The organism is Mesorhizobium quangtriensis (assembly GCF_040081925.1).
In the GTDB taxonomy this organism is placed as follows: domain Bacteria; phylum Pseudomonadota; class Alphaproteobacteria; order Rhizobiales; family Rhizobiaceae; genus Mesorhizobium_K; species Mesorhizobium_K quangtriensis.
In genome coordinates this window covers 531713-554256 of the sequence record NZ_JBEBMF010000004.1, presented here as the reverse complement: position 1 = coordinate 554256, position 22544 = coordinate 531713, and the positions used below count along the sequence as shown (strand labels likewise).

The 22544-nt window shown below is 63.3% G+C and carries 26 protein-coding genes and 1 riboswitch; of the genes, 13 read left to right on the top strand and 13 right to left on the bottom strand.

Annotated elements, in window-relative coordinates; genetic code table 11:
* Window positions 1–61 precede the first annotated feature (61 nt).
* The 3 genes from ABMA32_RS22230 to ABMA32_RS22220 all read right to left on the bottom strand — a co-directional run bounded on the left by ABMA32_RS22230 (window position 62) and on the right by ABMA32_RS22220 (window position 2168).
* Complete coding sequence (locus ABMA32_RS22230; RefSeq protein WP_349015909.1) at window positions 62–1012, bottom strand: acetyl-CoA carboxylase carboxyltransferase subunit alpha; 951 nt, start codon at window positions 1010–1012, stop codon at window positions 62–64.
* Window positions 1013–1101: 89 nt separating this feature from the next.
* Window positions 1102–2019, bottom strand: a complete 918-nt coding sequence (locus ABMA32_RS22225) for a site-specific tyrosine recombinase XerD (protein WP_349015908.1) — start codon at window positions 2017–2019, stop codon at window positions 1102–1104.
* On the bottom strand, window positions 2016–2168 hold the full coding sequence (locus ABMA32_RS22220) for a histidine kinase (RefSeq protein ID WP_349015907.1): 153 nt from the start codon (window positions 2166–2168) through the stop codon (window positions 2016–2018). The genes ABMA32_RS22225 and ABMA32_RS22220 overlap by 4 nt, the downstream gene beginning before the upstream one ends.
* 144 nt (window positions 2169–2312) lie before the next feature.
* Here ABMA32_RS22220 and ABMA32_RS22215 point away from each other — a divergent pair, with 144 nt between their 5' ends.
* Both ABMA32_RS22215 and aroB read left to right on the top strand, forming a co-directional pair.
* Window positions 2313–2915, top strand: coding sequence for a shikimate kinase (locus ABMA32_RS22215; RefSeq protein ID WP_349015906.1), 603 nt, complete (start codon window positions 2313–2315; stop codon window positions 2913–2915).
* Window positions 2912–4024 carry a 3-dehydroquinate synthase gene (gene aroB, locus ABMA32_RS22210; RefSeq protein WP_349015905.1) on the top strand — a complete coding sequence of 371 codons (1113 nt, stop codon included), beginning with the start codon at window positions 2912–2914 and terminating at the stop codon, window positions 4022–4024. Before ABMA32_RS22215 ends, aroB begins: the two co-directional genes overlap by 4 nt.
* A gap of 54 nt (window positions 4025–4078) precedes the next feature.
* Here aroB and ABMA32_RS22205 read toward each other — a convergent pair whose 3' ends face one another.
* A complete protein-coding gene (locus ABMA32_RS22205; protein ID WP_349015904.1) occupies window positions 4079–4381 on the bottom strand; it encodes a BolA family protein in 303 nt (100 codons plus the stop codon).
* A gap of 141 nt (window positions 4382–4522) precedes the next feature.
* On the opposite strand from ABMA32_RS22205, the gene ABMA32_RS22200 reads away from it, so the two are divergent.
* The 4 genes from ABMA32_RS22200 (at window position 4523) to ABMA32_RS22185 (ending at window position 9203) form a co-directional block, all read left to right on the top strand.
* Window positions 4523–5140: a J domain-containing protein gene (locus ABMA32_RS22200; RefSeq protein ID WP_349015903.1), complete on the top strand. Its 618-nt coding sequence runs from the start codon at window positions 4523–4525 to the stop codon at window positions 5138–5140.
* Between the two features lie 101 nt (window positions 5141–5241).
* Complete coding sequence (gene cobS / locus ABMA32_RS22195) at window positions 5242–6228, top strand: cobaltochelatase subunit CobS (protein ID WP_349015902.1); 987 nt, start codon at window positions 5242–5244, stop codon at window positions 6226–6228.
* 15 nt (window positions 6229–6243) lie between these two features.
* Window positions 6244–8142 carry a cobaltochelatase subunit CobT gene (gene cobT, locus ABMA32_RS22190; RefSeq protein WP_349015901.1) on the top strand — a complete coding sequence of 633 codons (1899 nt, stop codon included), beginning with the start codon at window positions 6244–6246 and terminating at the stop codon, window positions 8140–8142.
* Window positions 8139–9203 carry an esterase-like activity of phytase family protein gene (locus ABMA32_RS22185; protein WP_349015900.1) on the top strand — a complete coding sequence of 355 codons (1065 nt, stop codon included), beginning with the start codon at window positions 8139–8141 and terminating at the stop codon, window positions 9201–9203. Before cobT ends, ABMA32_RS22185 begins: the two co-directional genes overlap by 4 nt.
* Window positions 9204–9251: 48 nt before the next feature.
* On the opposite strand, the gene ABMA32_RS22180 is transcribed toward ABMA32_RS22185, so the two are convergent.
* The 3 genes from ABMA32_RS22180 to rpmB are packed head-to-tail and all read right to left on the bottom strand — an operon-like array spanning window position 9252 to window position 10949.
* Window positions 9252–9920, bottom strand: a complete 669-nt coding sequence (locus tag ABMA32_RS22180) for a spermidine synthase (protein ID WP_349015986.1) — start codon at window positions 9918–9920, stop codon at window positions 9252–9254.
* A complete protein-coding gene (locus ABMA32_RS22175; RefSeq protein ID WP_349015899.1) occupies window positions 9917–10600 on the bottom strand; it encodes a queuosine precursor transporter in 684 nt (227 codons plus the stop codon). The genes ABMA32_RS22180 and ABMA32_RS22175 overlap by 4 nt, the downstream gene beginning before the upstream one ends.
* A 55-nt stretch (window positions 10601–10655) precedes the next feature.
* The gene (rpmB, locus tag ABMA32_RS22170; RefSeq protein ID WP_292765557.1) at window positions 10656–10949 is read right to left on the bottom strand and encodes a 50S ribosomal protein L28; all 294 of its coding nucleotides are present in this window, start codon (window positions 10947–10949) and stop codon (window positions 10656–10658) included.
* 217 nt (window positions 10950–11166) lie between these two features.
* On the opposite strand from rpmB, the gene ABMA32_RS22165 reads away from it, so the two are divergent.
* Both ABMA32_RS22165 and yddG read left to right on the top strand, forming a co-directional pair.
* Entirely contained in the window at window positions 11167–11982 is an 816-nt protein-coding gene (locus ABMA32_RS22165) for a DUF3108 domain-containing protein (protein ID WP_349015985.1), read from the top strand.
* 25 nt (window positions 11983–12007) lie between these two features.
* A complete protein-coding gene (gene yddG, locus ABMA32_RS22160) occupies window positions 12008–12883 on the top strand; it encodes an aromatic amino acid exporter YddG (RefSeq protein ID WP_349015898.1) in 876 nt (291 codons plus the stop codon).
* A 9-nt stretch (window positions 12884–12892) separates the two neighbouring features.
* On the opposite strand, the gene ABMA32_RS22155 is transcribed toward yddG, so the two are convergent.
* On the bottom strand, window positions 12893–13321 hold the full coding sequence (locus ABMA32_RS22155; protein WP_349015897.1) for a cupin domain-containing protein: 429 nt from the start codon (window positions 13319–13321) through the stop codon (window positions 12893–12895).
* Window positions 13318–14085: a hydroxyacylglutathione hydrolase gene (gene gloB, locus ABMA32_RS22150; protein WP_349015896.1), complete on the bottom strand. Its 768-nt coding sequence runs from the start codon at window positions 14083–14085 to the stop codon at window positions 13318–13320. Before gloB ends, ABMA32_RS22155 begins: the two co-directional genes overlap by 4 nt.
* Window positions 14086–14193: 108 nt before the next feature.
* On the opposite strand from gloB, the gene ABMA32_RS22145 reads away from it, so the two are divergent.
* Window positions 14194–14979 (top strand): class I SAM-dependent methyltransferase, encoded by a 786-nt coding sequence (locus ABMA32_RS22145; RefSeq protein WP_349015895.1) that lies wholly within the window; start codon window positions 14194–14196, stop codon window positions 14977–14979.
* 6 nt (window positions 14980–14985) lie between these two features.
* Here ABMA32_RS22145 and ABMA32_RS22140 read toward each other — a convergent pair whose 3' ends face one another.
* A complete protein-coding gene (locus ABMA32_RS22140) occupies window positions 14986–15927 on the bottom strand; it encodes a homoserine O-succinyltransferase (protein ID WP_349015894.1) in 942 nt (313 codons plus the stop codon).
* A gap of 55 nt (window positions 15928–15982) precedes the next feature.
* Window positions 15983–16060: riboswitch (SAM riboswitch) on the bottom strand.
* A gap of 116 nt (window positions 16061–16176) precedes the next feature.
* Between ABMA32_RS22140 and hisC the strand changes: the two genes are divergently transcribed.
* Both hisC and ABMA32_RS22130 read left to right on the top strand, forming a co-directional pair.
* The gene (hisC, locus tag ABMA32_RS22135) at window positions 16177–17283 is read left to right on the top strand and encodes a histidinol-phosphate transaminase (RefSeq protein ID WP_349015893.1); all 1107 of its coding nucleotides are present in this window, start codon (window positions 16177–16179) and stop codon (window positions 17281–17283) included.
* A gap of 28 nt (window positions 17284–17311) precedes the next feature.
* Complete coding sequence (locus tag ABMA32_RS22130; RefSeq protein WP_349015984.1) at window positions 17312–18232, top strand: prephenate/arogenate dehydrogenase family protein; 921 nt, start codon at window positions 17312–17314, stop codon at window positions 18230–18232.
* 12 nt (window positions 18233–18244) lie between these two features.
* Here ABMA32_RS22130 and ABMA32_RS22125 read toward each other — a convergent pair whose 3' ends face one another.
* Entirely contained in the window at window positions 18245–19228 is a 984-nt protein-coding gene (locus tag ABMA32_RS22125; RefSeq protein WP_349015892.1) for a DUF2125 domain-containing protein, read from the bottom strand.
* A 113-nt stretch (window positions 19229–19341) separates the two neighbouring features.
* Between ABMA32_RS22125 and ABMA32_RS22120 the strand changes: the two genes are divergently transcribed.
* Window positions 19342–19857 carry a gamma-glutamylcyclotransferase gene (locus ABMA32_RS22120; RefSeq protein ID WP_349015891.1) on the top strand — a complete coding sequence of 172 codons (516 nt, stop codon included), beginning with the start codon at window positions 19342–19344 and terminating at the stop codon, window positions 19855–19857.
* 117 nt (window positions 19858–19974) lie between these two features.
* Window positions 19975–20922: an aldo/keto reductase gene (locus ABMA32_RS22115; protein ID WP_349015890.1), complete on the top strand. Its 948-nt coding sequence runs from the start codon at window positions 19975–19977 to the stop codon at window positions 20920–20922.
* Between the two features lie 34 nt (window positions 20923–20956).
* Here the strand turns inward: ABMA32_RS22115 and ABMA32_RS22110 are convergent, their stop codons facing one another.
* Both ABMA32_RS22110 and ABMA32_RS22105 read right to left on the bottom strand, forming a co-directional pair.
* Window positions 20957–21748: a lysophospholipid acyltransferase family protein gene (locus ABMA32_RS22110; RefSeq protein ID WP_349015889.1), complete on the bottom strand. Its 792-nt coding sequence runs from the start codon at window positions 21746–21748 to the stop codon at window positions 20957–20959.
* 72 nt (window positions 21749–21820) lie between these two features.
* Complete coding sequence (locus tag ABMA32_RS22105; protein ID WP_349015983.1) at window positions 21821–22444, bottom strand: YdcF family protein; 624 nt, start codon at window positions 22442–22444, stop codon at window positions 21821–21823.
* Between the last annotated feature and the right edge of the window lie 100 nt (window positions 22445–22544).

The window sequence follows — 22544 nt, the reverse complement described above, 5'->3', positions numbered from 1 at the left end:
CAGGCAGGCTTCGGCAATTTTGTGGCAAAATGCTGCCTCTGCGTCACAATCGCGCCAGTTCCTATAGGGATCTACCCATGGAAAGGTATTTTTCGCGCCGATGTTCGCGGAAATCGGCGTTGGATTGCGCAAACTCGGCAAGGGTTTTCGCGATCAGGTCGCCGGTTGCTCCGATCACTGCGTCCGGCGCCCGGTGGGCTCCGCCGACCGGTTCCGGAATGATGGCGTCGATGATCTTGAGGTCGAGGAGGTCATGCGCGGTGATCTTCATGTTGGTCGCCGCTTCCTTGGAGCGCGTTGTGTCGCGCCACAGGATCGAGGCTGCACCTTCCGGCGAAATCACGGAATAGATCGCGTGTTCGAGCATGTAGACCCGGTTGGCGGTTGCGATCGCGATCGCGCCGCCGGACCCGCCTTCGCCGATAACGATGGAGATGGACGGGCTTTTAAGGGCAAGACAGGCGGAGGTGGATCGCGCGATCGCCTCAGCCTGCCCGCGCTCCTCCGCACCGATGCCCGGATAGGCCCCGGCGGTATCGACGAGCGTGATCATCGGGAGCTTGAAGCGGTCGGCAAGCTCCATGATGCGCACCGCCTTGCGGTAGCCTTCCGGCCGCACCGAACCGAAATTGTGCTTCAGGCGGCTTTTCGTGTCGGAACCCTTCTCCTGACCGATCACGGCGACCGGCTCGCCGCGGAAACGCGCAAATCCGCCGACGATCGCCGCGTCCTCGCCAAACTTGCGGTCACCGGCCAGCGGCGTGAAGTCGGTGAAAAGGCCCTTCATGTAATCCAGGCAGTGGGGCCGGTCCGGATGGCGCGCCACCTGAACCTTCTGCCACGGGGTCAGGGAGCGGTAGACCTCGCGCAAAGCGTCCGTTGAACGCTTTTCAAGCCGCGCGATCTCGTCCGCAACATCGACGGCCTCGCCGCTTTCGGAGAGCTTCTTCAGCTCGAGGATTTTTCCCTCAAGGTCCTGAACGGGCTTTTCGAAATCGAGATAATTATACATTGCTTAAGCGGACCGATGCACCGGAGCAGAAATCGCGCGAAACCGTCCAGATCGGGGTTCCGGGCCGTGAAATCAAGCCTCACATAACCTCACGACGGCGGGTCGGCAAGCGGATGGTGGTCGTTGACCAGCCGGACCAGCCTTTCCTGCAGCACATGCGTGTAGATCTGCGTGGTCGAAATATCGGCATGGCCAAGCAGTTGCTGGACCGCCCGCAGGTCCGCGCCGTTCTGCAGCAAATGGCTGGCAAACGCGTGCCGGAGCACGTGCGGCGAGACTTTTGCGGCGGAAATCCCGGCGCGCGCCGCCAGTCCCTTCAGGTCGCGTGCAAAAACCTGCCGCGGCAAATACCCGCTCTCGGAACCCGAGGGAAACAGATAGGGACTCTTGGCCAATGCCTCATTCTCGTTGCGCGCGGCAAGCCAGTTGCGCATGGCCTCGCGCGCCTTGGGGGACAGCGGCACCATGCGCTCCTTGTTGCCCTTGCCGCGGACGACGAAAAACCGGTCGTCGCGCAGGGCAACCGTCACCGGCAGGCTGACCAGTTCAGAAACACGCAGGCCGGTGGCGTAGAGGACCTCCACCAACGCATGCATGCGTTTCGCCGCGAAGAGATCGCCTTCCTGCTGTTCTGCCTCCACCGCCGCCCGGTTTAAGAGACGTCCGGTCTCGGATTCCGACATGGTCTTGGGCAACGAGCGGTCCCTCTTGGGACTATCAAGAGGTCCGGTCGGATCATCAGCCCTCAGGTTCTCGGCGTAGAGAAACTTGTAGAATTGCCGAAGCGCGGACAGCTTTCGCGCCTGCGACGAAGCCGCGAAGCCGCGCGACGCAAGACTTCCGAGATAGGCGCGTATCTCGTTCGTGCCGGCATTGGCGAGCCCGCCCTTCATCGCTTCGGAAGCATCTTCGAGGTCGCGGCGATAGCCCGCCAGTGTGTTGTCGGAAGCGCCGCGCTCGACGCCCATCATTTCCAGGAAGGCTTCGATGCGCGCCGCGCCGCTCATTGGTTCTGGATGTTCATCCTGTCAGGCGGGATGCGCTCGCTCATTTCGGCCGTCCGGGGTTCGACGAGAATGACCAGCGCGAGCATCGCGCCATATCCGAGTGCCGCCAGAATGCAAAGTGTTATGACAAACCTGAAAAGGGTCGGCATCTATCCCCGACTCGCCCGCACCTGTTTTCGTCCCGCGCCCTTATGCGGTGCGAATCTGGCCAAGACAAGGGCGGGCGGACCATTCGGCTCAATCGCGTGGGGCGCAACCTTGACGCAACCCGGCTTTTGATGTCGAAACGCGGCATGATTGCGACGACGGCCTTGGCTATCGATGACGCTGCGGGCCTGCTCGGCAGGCTCGGCGGGCGTTCGATCGTCTTTGTCGGTCTCATGGGAGCCGGAAAGACGGCCATCGGTCGCAAGGTGGCGACCGCACTTGCTATCCCCTTCATCGACAGCGATCACGAGATCGAGAGCGTGTCACGCATGACGATCCCTGACCTTTTCGAACGCTATGGGGAGGCCGAGTTCCGGGCGCTGGAGCAGCGCGTCATCCTGCGGTTGCTGGAGAACGGGCCTCAGGTGCTGTCGACCGGCGGCGGGGCCTACATGAATCCCCAGACGCGCGAAGCGATCGCGGACCACGGCCTGTCCGTCTGGCTTAAGGCCGATCTGAATACATTGTTCGATCGCGTTTCCAAAAAACAGAACCGTCCGCTGCTGAAGAATGCCAATCCGCGCGCCGTGCTCGAAAAGCTGATGGACGAGCGCTATCCGGTCTATGCCCTGGCTGACCTCACAGTGCCCACCCGCGACGAGCGCAAGGAAGTGATCGCCGCCGAGGTTCTGGAAGCACTCGGCAAGCATCTGTCATCGCGCGATATGGTCGGCGAGAAAATATCATGAACATCGAGACTGTTCCGGTTCGTCTTGGCGACCGGACGTATGACATCCTGATCGGTTCGGGCCTGATCGCACGGGCGGGCGGGGAAATCGCCAGCCGGCTGCCGCGCGTGCGCGTCGCCATCGTCACCGACGAGAACGTCGCCCGCCCACATCTGGCGCCGCTGGTGGAAGGTCTTGAGAAGGCCCATGTCGCATCGACCGTGATTACGCTTCCGCCCGGCGAGAAGACGAAGAGTTTCGACGCCCTCCAGAAGGTGGTGGACGCCATTCTGGCTGCGCGCCTTGAGCGCGGCGATGCGGTCATCGCGCTCGGCGGCGGCGTCATCGGCGATCTCGCGGGTTTCGCGGCCGGCATCGTCAGGCGCGGCATGCGCTTCGTGCAGATGCCAACGTCGCTGCTGGCGCAGGTGGATTCCTCCGTCGGCGGCAAGACAGGCATCAACAGCGCGCATGGCAAGAATCTCGTCGGCGTGTTCCATCAGCCGCAGTTGGTCCTGGCCGATACCGACGTGCTCGACACGCTGCCCGAGCGCGAGTTCCGGGCAGGCTACGCCGAGGTCGCCAAATACGGCCTGATCGACCGACCGGACTTCTTTGCATGGCTGGAGGCGAACTGGCGCGAGGTTTTCGCCGGCGGCCCGGCCCGCACCCAGGCTATCGCCGAATCCTGCCGCGCCAAGGCGGATGTCGTCGCGCGTGACGAGTTCGAGACCGGCGACCGCGCGCTCCTGAATCTTGGCCACACCTTCGGCCACGCGCTCGAGGCTGCGACAGGTTACGACAGCCAGCGGCTCGTCCACGGCGAAGGGGTCGCCATCGGCATGGCGCTCGCGCACCGCTTTTCGTCGCGCCTCAACCTCTGCAGCATGGACGACGCTTTGCGTGTAGAGGCGCATCTGAAGGCGGTCGGCCTTCCCATGAAGATGTCGGACATCCCCGGCTCGCTACCGGACGCCGAGCGCCTGCTCGGCTACATCGCACAGGACAAAAAGGTTTCGCGTGGCGAACTCACCTTCATCCTGACCCACGGCATCGGCCAGTCCTTCATTGCGAAGAATGTGCCGTCGTCGGAAGTGTTGTCCTTCCTGCGGGAAAATCTGCCGGGGTAAAGCATGATCCCGAAAAGTGGGAACCGGTTTTCGGAAAAGATCATGCTCTAGATTTTACCAGCGCGTCGGTTCGCCTGGCGCTGCCGGCTCGATCGCCAGCGCGTGCACGCCGCCCTTCAGTTCGTCGCCGAGCAGTTCGTTCACTGCCCGGTGGCGTTCGATGCGGCTCATGCCGGCAAATTTAGGCGAAACCAGCCGGACGCGGAAATGCGTCTCGCCGGTTCCGTCATACGTGGCGTGATGGCCCGATTCTTCGTGATGGTGACCGGCGTGAAGATGGCTCTCGTTCATCACGACGAGCCGTTCGGGCGAAAAGGCGCGTTTAAGTTTTTCTTCGATGCTTGCCTGTATCGACATCGGCGTCTCCTTTTCCCATATATGGTTAGGCCGCTTCAGAGCGCCACCCGCACACGATCTGGTGATTTGTCCGGGGTGGGGACGTTTCCGCAAAATGTCAATTCTTGTATCGCATCCTCGATGCGCCCATAACGCTGGCAGATGAAGCCGTATCCGAAATATTTCGAGAAGATTCGCATTCGCCCGGAGAAGGACGCGGAGCTGAAGTCGCGCGCGCCGGCATGCCAGTGGGATGGCTGCAAGGAGGCCGGCACGCATCGGGCTCCGGTCGGGCGCATGAAGGAGGGCGAATATTTCCGCTTCTGCCTTGATCACGTGCGCGAGTACAACAAGGGATTCAACTACTTCTCGGGTGTGCCGGATTCCGACATTGCGCGCTTCCAGAAGGAAGCGCTGACCGGACACCGCCCGACATGGAAGATGGGAACAGCCGGAGGCACCCGCTCATCGCCGGAGATGGCGCAAATGCGCTCCGGCCGCGCCGGCTACTACAACCGCATGCGCGATCCGTACAACCTGTTCGGTGGTCCGAAGGACCAGCGCCAGCCGCGCGAGCGCAAGGCCAAGCCGCTTGAGGCCAAGGCGCTGGAAACGCTTGGCCTTGACGCAAAGGCGACTGGCGCAGACATCAAGGCGCGCTATAAGGAACTGGTGAAACGCCACCATCCCGACGCGAATGGCGGCGACAGGGGTTCTGAAGACCGGTTTCGCGATGTGCTGCAGGCCTATCGCGTGCTGAAACAAGCGGGCCTGTGCTGAGGCAATAAAGCCCTTTTGTGCTTGCCGCAGGGTCTGCTAAGACGCCCCCGGACAAAACAAGGTATTTGCCGGCGCAAGGACGCGCCGCGCGCGAGGATGTTATGAACAAGGTCGACCGCGACATCGCCAACCTTCCCGACACCACCGTCTCGGTCAAGGACACTTTCGGCTTCGAATCCAAAATGGTGGTTCCCGCCTATTCGGTGGCGAGCGAGCATGTGCCGGATATCGACCCGGACTATCTGTTCGACCAGCAGACGACGCTCGCTATCCTCGCGGGCTTTGCCTTCAACCGCCGCGTGATGGTCTCCGGTTATCACGGCACCGGCAAGTCGACCCACATCGAGCAGGTGGCGGCGCGCCTTAACTGGCCCTGCGTCCGCGTCAACCTCGACAGCCATGTCAGCCGTATCGACCTTGTCGGCAAAGACGCCATCGTGCTGCAGGACGGCCAGCAGGTCACAGAGTTCCGCGACGGCATCCTGCCCTGGGCCTACCAGCACAACATCGCGCTCTGCTTCGACGAGTATGACGCCGGCCGTCCGGACGTCATGTTCGTGATCCAGCGCGTTCTGGAATCGTCGGGCCGCCTGACCCTGCTCGACCAGAGCCGCGTCATCCGTCCGCATCCGGCCTTCCGCCTGTTCGCCACGGCCAACACCGTCGGCCTCGGTGACACGACCGGCCTCTACCACGGCACGCAGCAGATCAACCAGGCGCAGATGGACCGCTGGTCGATCGTCACGACGCTGAATTACCTGCCGCACGACAATGAGGTGAACATCGTCGTCGCCAAGGCCAAGCACTATCGCGACGCCAAGGGCAAGGAGATCGTCAACAAGATGGTGCGCGTCGCCGACATGACCCGCCAGGCCTTCATCAACGGCGATCTCTCGACCGTGATGAGCCCGCGCACGGTCATCACCTGGGCCGAAAACGCCGAGATCTTTGGCGATATCGGGCTGGCGTTCCGTCTGACCTTCCTCAACAAGTGCGACGAACTCGAACGCTCCATCGTTGCCGAGTTCTTCCAGCGCGCCTTTGGACAGGACCTGCCCGAGAGCGCGTCCAACGTCGTTCTGGGCTGACGGACCGGAGCTTCGATGGCCGGTCCCGGCGACAACACGCGAAACAGGTCCAAGAGCGGCTCTGACACCGACGCGTTCAAGCGCGCGGTCACTGTCTGCATGCGCGCCATTTCCGGCGACAACGAGCTTGAGGTCGGGTTCGCCAAGGACAAGCCGGCGCTTGCCGGCAATCGGGCGCGGCTTCCGGAAATCCCCAAGAAGGCCACGGCGACCGACATCGCGGTGACGCGCGGGCTTGGCGATTCCATGGCCCTGAAACGCGCCTGCCACGACATGCGCGTGCATACGAAGTTCGCGCCCGAGGGCAAGCAGGCGCGGGCCGTCTTCGATGCCGTCGAACAGGCGCGGGTCGAGGCGATCGGCGCGCTTCGTATGACGGGCGTGGCCGACAACATCGGCCATATGCTGGAAGACAAGTACGCCAAAGCCAATCTGGCAGACGTGCGCGACCGCACCGACGCGCCGATCGAGGAGGCGCTCGCGCTGATGGTGCGCGAGAAGCTGACCGGCCGCGCCGCGCCCAGGAGCGGCGAGCGCGTGGTCAACCTCTGGCGCGACTGGATCGAGGAAAAGGCCGGGCCCGACCTCGAACATCTGGCTGGCAACGTCCAGGATCAGCAGGCTTTCGCGCGCGTCGTGCGCGAGATGCTGGCTTCGATGGAGATGGCCGAGGACTTCGGCGACGAAGAACAGTCCGACGAATCCGAGGACAGCGAGGATCCGCAGCCGCAGGGCGAGGAGCAGTCCGAAGACGGCGGCGAGGACGATTCCGGCGCCGACCAGTCGCAGTCCGATGATCAGGACGCCTCTTCCGAGGAGGAGCAGGCCGGCGAGATGGAAGCGGCCGACGCCACCTCCGACGAGTTCTCCGACGATGATGATCCGGACGCCGAAACGCCGGGCGAGGCCAAGCGCAAGGACAACCCCTTCGCCGACCTGCCCAATCAGGTCGACTACAAGGTTTTCACCACCGCCTTCGACGAGACCGTCGGGGCGGAGGAGCTTTGCGAGGAAGAAGAGCTCGACCGTCTGCGCGCCTTCCTCGACAAGCAGCTGGCCAATCTTCAGGGCGTCGTCGGTCGTCTCGCGAACCGCCTGCAGCGCCGCCTGATGGCGCAGCAGAACCGTTCCTGGGATTTCGATCTCGAAGAGGGCTATCTCGATCCGGCGCGCCTTGTGCGCGTCGTCATCGATCCGATGCAGCCGCTCTCCTTCAAGCAGGAGCGCGACACGAAATTCCGCGACACTGTGGTCAGCCTCGTTCTCGACAATTCGGGATCGATGCGCGGACGTCCGATCACTGTGGCGGCCACCTGCGCCGATATCCTGGCGCGTACGCTGGAGCGCTGCGGTGTCTCGGTCGAGATTCTCGGCTTCACCACGCGCGCGTGGAAGGGCGGCCAGTCGCGCGAGAAGTGGTTGAAGGACGGCAAGCCGCCGAACCCCGGCCGGCTGAACGATCTGCGCCATATCATCTACAAGTCCGCCGACGCCCCGTGGCGGCGTGCGCGCCGCAATCTCGGCCTGATGATGCGTGAGGGCCTGCTCAAGGAAAACATCGACGGCGAGGCATTGCTGTGGGCGCACCAGCGACTGATCGCGCGCCCGGAACAGCGCAAGATCCTGATGATGATTTCGGATGGCGCGCCGGTCGACGACTCGACGCTTTCGGTCAACCCCGGCAACTATCTGGAGCGGCACCTGCGCGGCGTCATCGAGCTGATCGAGACGCGTTCGCCGGTCGAGCTTCTGGCCATCGGCATCGGCCATGACGTGACCCGCTACTACCGCCGCGCCGTCACCATCGTCGACGCCGAGGAGCTTGCAGGCGCGATGACCGAGCAGCTTGCCTCTCTGTTCGGCGAGGAGACGGTGCGCAATGCTCGCCGTGGTTCGCTGAGGCGCGCTGGATGAGCGTCGCCCTCCGTCGGGGTGCCTTCTACTTCGGGTTCGCCGTCATTGCCGTCGGTTGCGCCTTTGCTTTCACGTCCCGGCAGCCCGTCCGCGCGGCGGCTGATGCGATCGAACAGATCGAAGTGTCTGCCCGGCCGATCAGCAATTTCCGGATCGGAAGTTCCGAGACGCGGTTCGGACCGCTGGAGTTCGTCGGCGGTCTGGAAATGACCTCGCCTTCGCGCGACTTCGGCGGGCTGTCGTCTTTCCGCTTTCTCAAGCCCGGAAGCGATTTCATCGGCGTGTCCGACTCAGGCTTCTGGTTTTTTGGCTCTGTCGCACGCGACGCCGAGGGGAAACCGACCGGCTTCGACAACTTCCGCATGCAGCAGATGTATGACCGGGCCGGAAAGCTCTCCGGCAAAAAGTGGCAGGTCGATGCCGAAAGCCTTGCCGTAAAGGACGGCGTCGCGACCGTCGGCTTCGAGCGGGACCACAGGATATCGCAGTTTCGCGTCGAGCCGGAGGGAATGAAGCCGGCCTTCAAGGATCTGAATTTCCTGATCCCGAAGCGGGAGTTGCGCGAGAATCGCGGTTTCGAAACAATCGCCTACGCGCATCCGTACGGGCAGCACGAAGGCGGGCTGGTCGCTGTGACGGAGAAGAGCCTCGACAAGGACGGCAACATCTTTGCCGCAATCATCGAAGGCCCCAACAAGGGCATCTTCTCCATCCGACGCAATGGCGAGTTCGACATCACCGACGGTGCGTTCCTGCCCAATGGCGACCTGTTGCTGCTTGAACGCAGCTTCTCCATGGCCACCGGCGTCCGGATGCGGCTTCGGCGCATCTATGGCGAGAGTATAACCAAGGGCGCGGTCGCCGACGGGCCGGTGCTGTTCGAGGCCGACATGCTCCACCAGATCGACAATATGGAGGGCATGGACGTCTGGACACGCGAGGACGGGGCGCAGATGGTGTCCCTGATATCGGACGACAACCATTCGCTTATCCAGCGCAATCTCTATCTCGAATTCGTGCTGCACGACGAAGCGGAGCCGCAGGCAAGCAGCACCCCGTAATCCGCTCCGGTAGCGACACTTGCGCGGTTTCGCAAATGCCGGGAACGGCTATTTCGTTGCGAGCCAGATGACATGCCGCGCACCGCTTTTCCCGGCATTGGCGCGAACCTTGACTTCCTCGACCGAAAAGCCGGCGGCGTTGAGCCTTTTCGTGAATCGCGGCTCCGGACCTTGCGACCACACCGCCAGAACGCCGCCCTTCGCCAATGCGCGGTGTGCCCGCGCCAGTCCACGAGGGTCGTAGAGGCTGTCATTGGCCTCGCGCGAAAGGCCTTCCGGACCATTGTCCACGTCGAGCAGGATCACGTCCCACGTCGCCGCCGCCTCAAGGATGGGTACGCCGACGTCGCCTTCCAAAACGGATACGCGCGGATCGTCGAGGCATCCCTCGAAGACCGACGCCATCGGTCCTCGGGCCCAGGCGACGACCTCCGGCACCAATTCGGCTACCGTCACCCGCGCATCGGAACCGAGGACTTCCAGCGCCGCGCGCAGCGTGAAGCCCATTCCGAGCCCGCCGATCAGTACGCGAGGCGCTTTTCGCCCGGCCAGCTTTGCGATGGACAGTCGTGCCAGCGCTTCCTCCGACCCTGAGAGCCGGCTGTTCATCAACTCGTTCGTTCCGAGCATGATGGAGAATTCGTCGCCGCGTCGCTTCAGACGCAATTCGCCGCCGCCCGAAATCCGGGCACTGTCCAGATGGACCCAGGGTATCAAGACGTCACGGTCGCCGGCTGCGCCCATTTCGCGGCGATCAGCCGGTAGGGAATCAGCGCGAAGACCGCGATCAGCAGCTTGACGCTGAGATCTCCAATCGCCCATGAAACCCAGCGTTCAGCTTCCATGGGCAGGAACCCAAGAAGCGGTGCGGCTTCCAGCGCGAAGCCGTCATCGGGGCCGACAAAGGCGAATGTTGCCGAGAAGGCGATGCTAAAGAAGATGGCCGTATCGAGCACCGAGCCGGCGAGAGAGCCGAACACGGGCGCCCGCCACCACGATTGCCGGCGCAACCAGTTGAAAACGGTGATGTCGAGAAGCTGCGCCGTCAGGAATGCGGTTCCCGAGGCAATGGCGATACGCACCAGGCGGTTGGCGGACGTCTCGAATTCGATCAATCCGTGCTGGTAGAGCAGGGGCGGCAGCAGGATCGAGCAGGTGACCGCCAGTACGAAGCCGACGAAGACAATGCTGCGCGCAACGGCCGGGCCATGGCGCCGGTTGGCGAGGTCGGTGACCAGAAAGGCGAAGGGATAGGTAAAGGCACCCCAGGTCAGGATGTCAGCCAGCGCGACGCTGCCGACCTGGGCATTGACGGGGAACTGGACGAGCACGTTCGATGCCACCACGACAAGAGCCATGGCAGCCACAAAAGGCAGATACGCTATAGTGCGAGACATTTTTTTATCCTGGGTAATGGAACCAGCCGGGCGTCACCGCCCTCGGAAATACCGATCAGGCAGCCTGTTCGGCTACCTTCTTGGCGATCTGCTTCTTCAACAGCTTGGCGCGCTGCGACAGCTCAGCCGCGTCTGCCTTGGCCAGGAAGGCGTCGAGGCCACCGCGATGCTCGACCGAACGCAGGGCGTTGGCCGAAATGCGCAGGCGCACGTTCTGGTTCAGCGCTTCAGAGATTAGCGTCACGTTGACGAGATTCGGCAGGAAGCGGCGCTTCGTCTTATTGTTGGCGTGGCTCACATTGTTGCCGGTCAGGACGGCCTTGCCGGTCAGTTCGCACATGCGGGACATATTACTTACCTTCGGGTCTTCAACGGCAACCTGACAGCGCACCGGAATATTGGCGCGCAGTGCTGCAGGCGGCCTTATGGAAAAGTTGGCGTTCCATAGTGGCATTTGCCGACGGCGTCAAGCAGCGCGGACAGGCAGTGTCGGACGGTCTTCTTTCACAGAATGGCCGGATTTCAAGCACTATTGTCGGAAAAGCGGGTTTGGTCACCCGCAGTGAATACGAATAGGTCCGATCCTGCCAGCGTTTCCCACACTCCGCATCCTTACGATCAGCGCCGCCGTTCTTGCCTCATCAGGGGTTGCCACGCGTGCCGATACGCCAGGCTATCGCGGCGAGTTCTCGATCTCCTTCCTCGGCCTGCCGGTCGCGCGCATTGATTTCGACAGCCGCATGGAGGGCGACGGATACCGTGTCGAAGGCAAGGTTGAAAGCGCAGGTATTGGCGCATTCTTCTACGACACCCAAGGCACGCTGACCGCGACCGGGCGCGTAGGCGACCGCATCGAAGCCGAGAGTTTCCGTGCGCAGTACAGCTATGACGGCAAGCCGACGCTGGTCGATATCCGGTTCGCCGGCGGAAACGTGGTCAAGGTCGTGAACGAGCCGCCGCTCAAGAAGCGCGGCAGCGACTGGGTGCCAATACCGCCCGAAGACTTGAAGTCGGTCGTCGATCCGCTGGCCGCCAGCCTCGTCAAGGCGGACCGGCTGGACGACGTCTGCAAGGGTAGTTCGCGCATGTTCGACGGTGAACTGCGCGCCGACCTTACGCTTTCCTTCGTCAGCACAGGCACGATTTCCGTCGAGGGCTTCGAGGGCCCGACCGTCACCTGCCGCCTGAAATTCACCCCTTCTTCCGGCTATCGCAACGGTCGTCGGTCGCTCGAATATCTCAAGACCAAGAGCCGGATCATGGTGACATTTGCCCAGATCGGCGAAACCGGAATATACGCGCCCATCCACGCCACGATCGGAACGCAGATCGGCACGATCACGGTTAGGGCGCGGCGTTTCGAAGCTACCAAGGCGTCCTGAGCCCCGTCTCGCGCCGGAGAAGACCATGGCGCGTGCAACACTCATCGGCTTTTCGGCGATCGCCATGTGGGCGCTGCTGGCGCTCCTCACCGATGCGTCTGGCCAGGTGCCGCCGTTCCTGCTTGCCGCCATTACCTTCGCCATAGGCACCGCAGTCGGGCTCGTCGCCCGGCTTTTCATGCCGGCGCCGGAAAAGCCCGCTAAAATTCCGTTCCAGGTCTGGATCATCGGCATCGGCGGCCTGTTCGGCTACCACTTCTTTTATTTCACGGCACTGCGCAATGCGCCGGCGGTGGAAGCCAGCTTGATTGCCTATCTGTGGCCGCTCTTCATAGTGCTCGGGTCTGCGCTGATGCCCGGCGAGCGGCTGCGCTGGTATCATGTCGGCGGCGCGCTTCTCGGGCTTGCCGGGACCGTTCTGATCGTCACGCGCGGCGGCGGCGTTGCCTTCGAGAGCCGCTACGCTTTTGGCTACGCGATGGCTGGCGTCTGCGCCTTCCTCTGGTCGGGTTATTCGCTGCTGTCGCGCCGGTTTCCGGCCGTTCCGACCAGCATCGTGACATGGTTCTGCGCCGCCACCTCGGCACTTTCCCTGCTCTGCCACCTTCTGCTGGAAGAAACCGTGCTGCCGGCCACGTCCGGGCAGTGGCTGGCGGTCATCGGGCTGGGGTTGATGCCGGTCGGCGCTGCCTTCTATGCCTGGGATATCGGCGTGAAGCGCGGCAACATCCAGGTCCTCGGCGCTGCAAGCTACGCCGCGCCGCTGTTATCGACGCTGATCCTGATTGCCGCGGGCGTCGCCGAGCCGTCGCTCAGGATTCTCGCCGCCTGCCTGCTGATCACCGCCGGCGCGGTGCTGGCGGCGAAGTCGATGATCTTCGGCCACAAGTCCAATCGTTAGCCAGCGTGACTATCCGCGCGGCGGCTGCCAGTCTGCCGGCGCCATCTCGAACTGCGCGAAATCGAAGCCGGGCGCCACGGTGCAGCCGACCAGCGTCCACTCGCCGAGGCTGCGCGCCGTCTGCCAGCAGCCGGCCGGGACGACGACCTGCGGCCTTTCTCCCAGATTGATATCAGTGCCCAGAATGGCCGGAACCTCCCGGCTATGCTGGTCGAGGAAAAGGATTTCGATCGGCGCGCCTGCGTAGAAGTGCCAGACCTCGGCCGCGTCCTTCACCCGATGCCAGGCCGAGACATCGCCTTCCTCAAGTAGGAAATAGATCGCCGTGGAATGGCCGCGTCCACCGGTCCTCTCATTGTCGCGAAACGTCTCGACATACCAGCCGCCCTCGGGGTGGCGGCTCATGCCAAGAGCGGCGATGATGTCGGCAGCGTTCAAAAGACGTCCTTGCGTTTGCGGATTTCGGCAAAGACTTCCTCGTCGGAAGCCTTTTCCATGCCGAGATTCTTGCGGATCGCCGGATCATGCCAGCGCAGGAACGGGTTCGTCGCCAGTTCCTCGGCCAGCGTCGTCGGCAATGTCGGCTTGCCGTCGGCTCGCAGCTTTTCGACCTTGGCCGCGCGTTCCTTCAGCGCCGAATTGGTCGGATCGACTGTTAGCGCGAACCGCGCATTGGAAAGCGTGTACTCGTGGCCGCAATAGAGCTTAGTCGCTGCCGGCAGCGCGACGAGCTTGGTCAGCGAGTGGAACATCACGGGAGCTGGCTTTTCCAGCAGCCTGCCGCAACCCATGGCGAAAATCGTGTCGGCCACGAAGGCGACATGCGATTTCGGCAGGTAGTAGCAGATGTGCCCCGCCGTATGTCCGGGCGTCTCGATCACCTCGACCGGTTGGCCGGCAAATTCAAGCTTCGATCCCTCGACAAGCTCGACGTCGATACCGGGAATCTTCGAAGCTTCCCCCTTCGGTCCGACGATCTTGAGCCCGAAGCGCTGCTTCAGCGCGAGGTTGGCCTCGACATGGTCCTGGTGGTGGTGCGTCGTCATGATCATTGTCGGCGTCCAGCCGGTGCGCTCCACAGCCGCCAGGATGGCATGTTCCTCGGGCGCGTCAATCAGCGCCGTCTCGCCACTCCTGGGGTCATGGATGAGGACACCGAAATTGTCCTCGCGGCACATGAACTGGTCGATCTGCAATGTCATATCGTCAACTCCAATCGTCGCGCGGAACATAGGGCCGCGCGCCCCCGCTGTCATCACATCGGCGAGACGTGGCTTCATTATTTCCCGATCAGACGTTACGATCCGGGCATGAATTCGGACATAGTCGACCTGCGGTCCTTTTATTCATCGCTGCTCGGGCGTCTGGCCGACCGGGCTATCGCTATGGCGCTTTCCTCGATCTGGACCAAACTCCCCAACGAGCGGCTTGTGGGTCTCGGCTATGCGCTGCCCTGGCTCGACCGCTTCGGTACGGATTGCGAACGTGTCTTCGCCTTCATGCCGGCGACGCAGGGGGCTGTCGTCTGGCCGGCGGGAGGGCCATCGGCGACGGCTCTCGTCTTCGACGAGGAGCTGCCGCTGGTCGATTCATCCATCGACCGCATGCTGCTGGTGCATTCGCTGGAACATGCCGAAAGCCCGCGCGAGACGCTGAAGGAAGTGTGGCGGGTATTATCGCCCAACGGCCGAATCGTCATCGTCGTGCCCAACCGGCGTGGGGTCTGGGCGCGTTTCGAGCATACGCCGTTCGGCACAGGGCGGCCCTTTTCCCGCACCCAGTTGAACGAATTGCTGCGTGAGGCGAACTTCACGCCGTCGGCATGGTCGGAGGCCCTGCTGTTTCCGCCCTCAAAGAAGCGTTTCATGATGCGCTTCCACAATATCCTCGAGCGCACTGGCCGGCGGCTGTGGCCGATCTTCTCGGGGGTCATCATAGTCGAGGCGCAGAAGCGGCTCTATCAGGGCGTGCCCGTTGCAAAGCGTGCTTCGCGCCGCGTGTTCGTGCCGGTGCTCTCGCCGCAGGGTGCGACAAGCCTCGGCATAGGCCTCGCGCCGCACGCCTCGACCGCCGACAAGGCGGCGATCGAGGGCTGAAATACGTCAGGCCGTCAACTTCTGGACCTTGGAGACGCCGACCTTGCCGAGCTCGAAGGACGTGGTCTGATAGACCCGGTTGATCCAGTTGCCGAACAGCAGATGGGCGTGCGAACGCCAGCGATTGAGCGGCGGCCGGCCGGGGTCGTTGTTCGGGTAGTATTCGTGCGGCACATCGATAGGCACGCCGGCTGCGACATCGCGATCGTATTCTTCCTTCAGCGAGGTGGAATCGTACTCGATATGGTTGAACATGTAGAGCCGGTTGCCCATCAGTTCCGACAGCAAGCCAGGCCCCGTCACGTCCGATTCCATCAGGATTTCCAGCCCGGATTCCGTTGGGATATCGGCGCTGCGCACCTCCGTCCAGCGCGAAACCGGAATGGCGAAATCGTCCGAGAAACCGGCGAGATATGGCGAGGCCGGCACGTTGTTGCCGTGCCGGTAGACCCCAAAGGCCTTCTTCTCCAGCGTGTATTTCGGTACGCGATGGAAGTGCCAGGCCGCCGCCATTGCTCCCCAGCAGATAAAGAAGGAGGAATGGACGTTGGTGGTAGTCCAGTCGAGGATCTGCTCGAGTTCCTTCCAGTAGTCCACCTGCTCGAACGGCAGCAGCTCGATCGGCGCGCCGGTGATGATGAAGCCGTCGAACTTGCGGTCCTTCACCTCGTCCCACGTCTGGTAGAAGGAGATAAGGTGGTCTTCCGACGTGTTCTTGGACTTGTGGTGGCCGACGCGCACAAGCGTCAGTTCGACCTGCAGGGGCGTCGCGCCCATCAGGCGGGCGAACTGCGTCTCCGTGCGGATCTTGTTCGGCATCAAGTTGAGCAGGCCGATCTGCAGGGGGCGGATATCCTGGCGGCGCGCAGTGCGCTCATCCATGATGGACACGCCCTCGCGCACGAGTATCTCGCGGGCGGGAAGCTGATCTGGAATCTTGATCGGCATGAGCCATCTCCGAAACAAAAAGACCGGCGGCGAAATCGCGGCCGGTCCCAACGGACTTTTGTTGCGAACGGCCCTTTAGCTACTTGTTTAACGTGGCTGCAAGCCGACCGGCCAAATCACCACGGATCGGGTCTCACATAGTCCTGCGCCGGCAAGGCGTCAATGGGGCCGGGTGAACCCCTCGACATTGCGGGCTCACGCCTGTATTGCGCTGCAACCCCGATTTCTGGGCATTTCCGGACGAATATCATGACCAAGGCAGCCGATCTTTCCCGTCCACAGCCGCGCGCCGGCGTCATGGACATCGAGGCCTATGTGCCCGGCAAGAGCGGCGCGCCGGGCGCCGTCAAGGTTCACAAGCTGTCTTCGAATGAGAATCCGCTCGGCTCCTCGCCGAAGGCCATCGAGGCGGTGCGCGACGTGGCCGCCCGGCTGGAATTCTACCCTGACGGCTCGGCTACGCGGCTGCGCGAGACGATCGCCGAGGCGCACGGGCTGAACCCCGCCAACATCATCTGCTCCAACGGCTCGGACGAAATCCTCGGCCTGCTGGCGCAGACCTACCTGTCCGCAGGCGACGAGGCGATCATCACCGAGCACGGTTTCCTGGTCTACAAGATCTACATCCAGGCCGCCGGCGGCGTGCCGGTCACCGTGCGTGAGGTCGAGGAGCGCGCGGACGTCGATGCCATCCTCGCGGCGGTGACGGCCAAGACGAAGATCGTCTTCATTGCCAACCCCAACAACCCGACCGGGACGTATCTGCCGTTCGAGGAAATCCGCCGCCTGCATGCAGGCCTGCCCAAGCATGTCCTGCTCGTGCTCGACGCGGCCTACGCGGAATATGTCCGCCGCAACGACTATGAAGCCGGTGTCGAGCTTGTCGGCAATTCGCAGAATGTCGTGATGACACGCACGTTCTCGAAGATCCATGGCCTCGGCGGCGTGCGGCTGGGCTGGATGTACGGCCCGTCGCACATCATCGACGCCATAAACCGCATGCGGGGTCCCTTCAATGTCAACGCCACGGCGATCGAGGCCGGCGTCGCGGCGCTGAGGGACCGCTCGCATGTCGAGCGCACCATCGAGCACAACGACCGCTGGTTGGCCTGGCTGTCGGAAGAACTGCCGAAGCTCGGCCTGCGTGTCACGCCGTCCGTCGGCAATTTCATCCTTGTCCACTTCCCCGACGAGAAGCACTCGGCCGCGAAGGCCGATGCCTGGCTCTCCGAACGTGGCTATATCCTGCGCCGTGTGGCGGCCTACGGCTTCCCCAACGCATTGCGAATGACCGTCGGCACCGAGGAGGCCAATCGCGGCGTCGTCGCAGCATTGGCCGAATTTTTGAGAAGCTGACGCCATGACCGGATCGTCATCGGAACCCATGTTCGAGAAGGTCGCGCTTGTCGGCATAGGCCTGATCGGCTCGTCGCTGGCGCGCGTCGTGCGTCGCGAGAACCTCGCCCGCCACATCGCCATCTCGACGCGCAGCGAAAAGACGTTGGCCCGCGCCGAGGAACTCGGCCTCGGGGACAGCTATTCGACCGATCCGGCCAAGGCGGTCGCGGATGCCGATCTCGTCATCGTCTCGGTGCCGGTCGGTTCGTCCGGCGAAGTCGCGAAGGAAATCGCGCCCGCACTGAAGAAGGGCGCGATCCTCACCGATGTCGGCTCGACGAAATCCTCCGTCATCGCGCAGATGTCGCCGCATGTGCCCGAGGGCGTGCATTTCATCCCGGGCCACCCTCTGGCGGGTACGGAAAAGTCTGGCCCGGACGCCGGCTTCGCCGAGCTGTTCGAAAACCGCTGGTGCATCTTCACGCCGCTGCCCGGCACGGATCCTGACGCACTGGAAAAGCTCTCCGAGTTCTGGCGGCGTTGCGGCTCCAACATCGACACGATGGACCCCGAACATCACGACCGGACGCTCGCCATCGTCTCGCACCTGCCGCACATCATCGCCTACAACATAGTCGGAACGGCGGACGATCTGGAGACGGTGACCAAGTCGGAAGTCATCAAGTACTCCGCCTCCGGTTTTCGCGATTTCACCCGTCTCGCCGCATCCGATCCGACCATGTGGCGAGACGTCTGCCTGCACAATCGCGACGCGATCCTCGAAATGCTGGCGCGCTTCTCGGAAGACCTGGCATCGCTGCAGCGCGCGATCCGCTGGGGCGAGGGCGACAAGCTGTTCGAGCTGTTCAGCCGCACACGGGCGATCCGCCGCTCCATCATCGAGGCAGGCCAGGATATCGACGTGCCGGACTTCGGCCGCCAGGCGGTCGAGCATCCGAAGAACTGACCTGGACCGGCCTCAGAAGGCCGGTATGTTGCCGAGCGTGAAGAAGGCGAGCTTCGCCTCGCCGCGCTGGATGCGCAGGGGCAACGAGGGGTTGTTGCCCATGAAGGTCAACGCCGAGGCGACGTTGTTGATCTCGCGACGCTTCTCCGGAAACGCCTCTGCTACGGCGGTCGAAAGGTTCTGCGGGTCGCGCACCGTGACCCGCAGGTCAGCATCGAGCAGGCCGTCTTCTGCGACCGAGAAATTCCCGGTAACGGTGAAGCCGCCATTCTCGCCGATGTTCAGCGTGGCATTGCGGATGACGCCGGAACGTCCGCGCAGATCCTCCGGGCGCAGGCCGCGAAGCGTGACGCCGTCGGCGATGGTCAGGTCATACTCGCCGGAGAATGTCGGCAATGTGCGCCCGTCCGCAATCGTGCGGTCAACAGTAAGACCGCGGAAGCTGCTGGCGACGTCGAGATCCTGTGCATTCGGCCGCATATGCGCCTCGAAGGTGTCGATAGTCGCAAGCGGAGCCCCAGTTGCGGACGTGGCAGCAAGTTGACCACCCTCGATCGAAATGCGTTCCGGCAGGGGTCTCGCCCAGCGAACGCTGGCCCTCAGCTTCTGCCAGTCGAGGTTCACTTGTCCGCTACCGGGCGTGGCGATTGTCGCGGGCCCGTCGAGTTCGGCGATGAAATGCCGGGGATCGTAGATTTGCCCTGCTGTCCGCAGGTTGCCGGCGGTGAGGCCGACGGCTTCCGGCACATTCGCATAGGCCACCCGGTCGCAGTATATGCCGAGCCGGAAGGGGAAGCCACGCGCGACGGGGTTTTCGCATTCGACGGTCACGCCATCGTGGTTCATTTCCGCGATCGTCTGTTCGGTGCGATTGACCACGCCGCCTGCCAGCCAGTACCAGCCTGCGCTGTAGCCCGCGATCAGCACGATCACGAAGATGGCGAGCCAGATGATTCGGCGACCGTAGTTCGGCGTCCTTTCTGCGGTCTCGGTCATCGGCGTTCCCTTGGTGGTCTGCGGTTGTGTCCGAAAGGTCTCAACCTTTCGGGAATCATGCGCTACTCGTTCAAGCCGTTCCGGATTGGATGAAACGGACATAGGCTCGGGATATGGGCGATTTTTGGGTTTTTGGCTATGGCTCGCTGATGTGGAGGCCGGGTTTTGCGCATGTCGAGACACGCCGCGCGCGACTGCACGGCTTCCGGCGCTCGCTATGCGTGTCCTCGGTCATCTATCGGGGATCGCCTGAAAGGCCGGGCCTCGTGCTTGGCCTGGATCGCGGTGGCTCCTGCGTCGGTCTTGCTTTCCGCGTGCCGCGCGAGCTTCGTGACGAGGTGCTTGCTTACCTGCGCGACCGCGAACTTGTCACCAGCGTCTATCTCGAACGCATGCTGCCCGTCCGGCTGGAGAGCGGCGAGAGCGTCGAGGCTGTCACCTATGTCGTCGACCGGTCGCACGGACAGTATGCCGGGGCGCTCGACGAGCCGACTGCGGCGCGGATCGTGTCCGGTGCCGTCGGGCAGGCCGGCCCTAACGAGGAATATGTCCACAACACGATCGACCACCTGAAGGCGCTCGGCATCCGGGACCATTGGCTGGAAGAGGTCGGCCGCCTGGTGTCGTGATCGTCACGAATGCCTTGATCAGAGTGATTTGAACTTCAGGTATCGGGGGACTAGGTTGCCGCCGGCCGCTGCTTTCGAGTCGCGGCCGCTGGGACCATCGGACCACGGAGAAGCATCTTGCAGAAACGCCGCCTCGGAAGAACCGACCTCGACATTGCGCCGCTCGTTCTGGGCGGCAATGTCTTCGGCTGGACCGCCGACGAGAAGACTTCCTTCGATATTCTCGATCGCTTCGTCGACGCAGGCCTGAACGCCGTCGACACGGCGGACGTCTATTCGCGCTGGGTGCCCGGCAACAAGGGCGGCGAATCCGAAACGATCATCGGCAACTGGATGAAGAGCCGCAAGAATCGCGACAAGGTTGTCGTCATCACCAAGGTCGGCTCCGACATGGGGCAGGGCAGGACCGACCTATCGGCCTCCCATATCGCCCGCGCGGTCGAGGACTCGCTGAAGCGCCTGCAGGTCGAGGCCATCGATCTCTACTTGTCACACTGGCCCGACGACACCGTACCCTACGACGAGACGCTAGGCGCGTACCAGCGCCTGATCGAGCAGGGCAAGATCCGCTGGGCAGGATGCTCGAACCTCGACGCGGGTCAGCTCGAGGCGTCGCTCCGCGTCGCCAGCCAGCGCAAACTGCCGCGCTACGAGGTCCTGCAGCCGGAATACAATCTCTATGACCGCTCATCCTTCGACGGTGCGCTGCGCGACCTCTGCGTACGCGAGGAGATCGGTGTCATCACCTATTTCTCGCTCGCCAAGGGTTTCCTGTCCGGCAAATACCGCAGCGAGGCGGACCTCGGCCAGGGTGCGCGCAGCGGCGATGCGGCTGCCTATCTGAACGAGCGCGGTTATCGCATACTGTCCGCGCTCGATGCCGTCTCGGCGCGCCATGGGGCGAAGCCGGCCGAGGTGGCGCTGGCCTGGGTCATCGCGCGGCCGGGCGTCACCGCTCCCATCGCCAGTGCGACTTCGATCACGCAGACCGACAGCCTGATCCGCGCCGCGTCGCTCAAGCTGAGCGGCGAAGACGTAGCGGAACTCGACAACGCCAGCGCATAGGGGCCAGAGCCTAAGCTAGAACCGCGCCTGAAGGTCAGCCTGGCAGTGCGCCAAGCTCTTGCAGGCGCTTCACCGCCGTCGGCGGCAGGTGCGGCGGGTTTTCGGAGTGGGCTGCCTCGATCAGCAACTGGTCGCAAGCGGCTTCCGTCTCGGTGACCAGCCGCTGCATGAAGTCTTCCTTGGAAAGTCCCGGCGGGATCGGAGGCAGAAAGCGCGCCTGGATCGTCCCGGGATAGCGTAGGAACTTCCGGCGCGGCCAGTACAGCCCCGCGACATGGGCGACCGGCACCACCGGAAGGCCGAGCTGCGAATAGATCTCCACGATGCCGTATTTGTAGGCCGGCTCCGCACCCGGCGGCCTGCGCGTTCCCTCGGGGTAGATGATCAACTGGCGGGGGTTGCGTGCAAGCTCTGCCTTGGTCGCGGCCACCACCGCCTTCAGCGCCTTGCCCTTGCTGCCGCGATCGACCGGGATCATGCGCATCTTCAGGATGTACCAGCCGAAGAAGGGGATCCAGGTCAGCTCGCGCTTCAGGATGTAGATGGGGTCATCAAGGTACGGAAAGAACGCTATCGTGTCCCAGAAGGACTGGTGTTTCGGGGCGAGGATGAACGACCCTTCGGGCAGGTTTTCCCTGCCCCTTATGTCGCGCTTCGTGAGGGCGATCTTCTCGTAGAGCCACATGCTGGTGCGCGACCAGAATTTCGGCACGAACCAGGCCTTGTGGCGCGGCGCGAGGAAATAGAACGGGGTCCAGAAGATCATCTGGACGATCAGGCTCACGTAGAAGGCGAAGTTGAACGCCAGCGATCGGATTTGGAGCATTGCGCGCGAGGCCCGGTGAGAAAGCCCGCGTTGGTTACACCAGACGGCGCCTCGAAGGGAAGTGCGGCCGCGTCAGTGCTGGCCGGGCGCCGATGCGCTTGCGGAAATCATGCCGCCATCGGGCAGATGCGTCGGAAACGCGCCCCGCGCCAGCGCCAGCAGGTATTTGCCGTATTCCATGAACAGGACGCGGAGCACTTCCGGCCGCGAAATCCAGCTGCCTTTGTCGATGCTGCTGTTGACGACCGGGTAAGGCTCCAGTTGCGCGGTATCGAGCAGGCGCTGCATTTCCAGCAGGCTGCGCGGCATGTGGTAGTTGTTGGTGACGAGGATAACCCGTTCATAGGCGTGGGTGCGCACCCATTTAGCGCTCTCCTCGGCGTTGCCGATCGTATCGAGCGCGGCGCGGTCGATGTCCACGCAGCAGGAGAACAGTGCATCGTCGCCGCCGGTCGCAGCCTGCAGCGTCTTGCGCGTCGTCGAGGGATGCACCCCGCTGATCAGCAGCCGCTCGCCCTTGCCGGATTTCAGCAGGCCGACCGCTGCGTCCAGCCGCGCCTGACCGCCGGTCAGCACGATGATCGCATCGGCTGACTGCGGGTTGCGCGGCGTCGAAAGGCGGCTGACATGAGTGGCGAAGAGGGCGAAGCCTACCAGCAACAGGACGATGCCGCAGGCGACGAACGTCCCGGCCATGCGCAAGGGTACCGGCAGCCTGCGCGGTCGCGCGACAGCCTCGATGTCGTGTCCGGCCCCCACTCCGGTCACGTCTTCGATTCGATGTCCCTTCATCGCC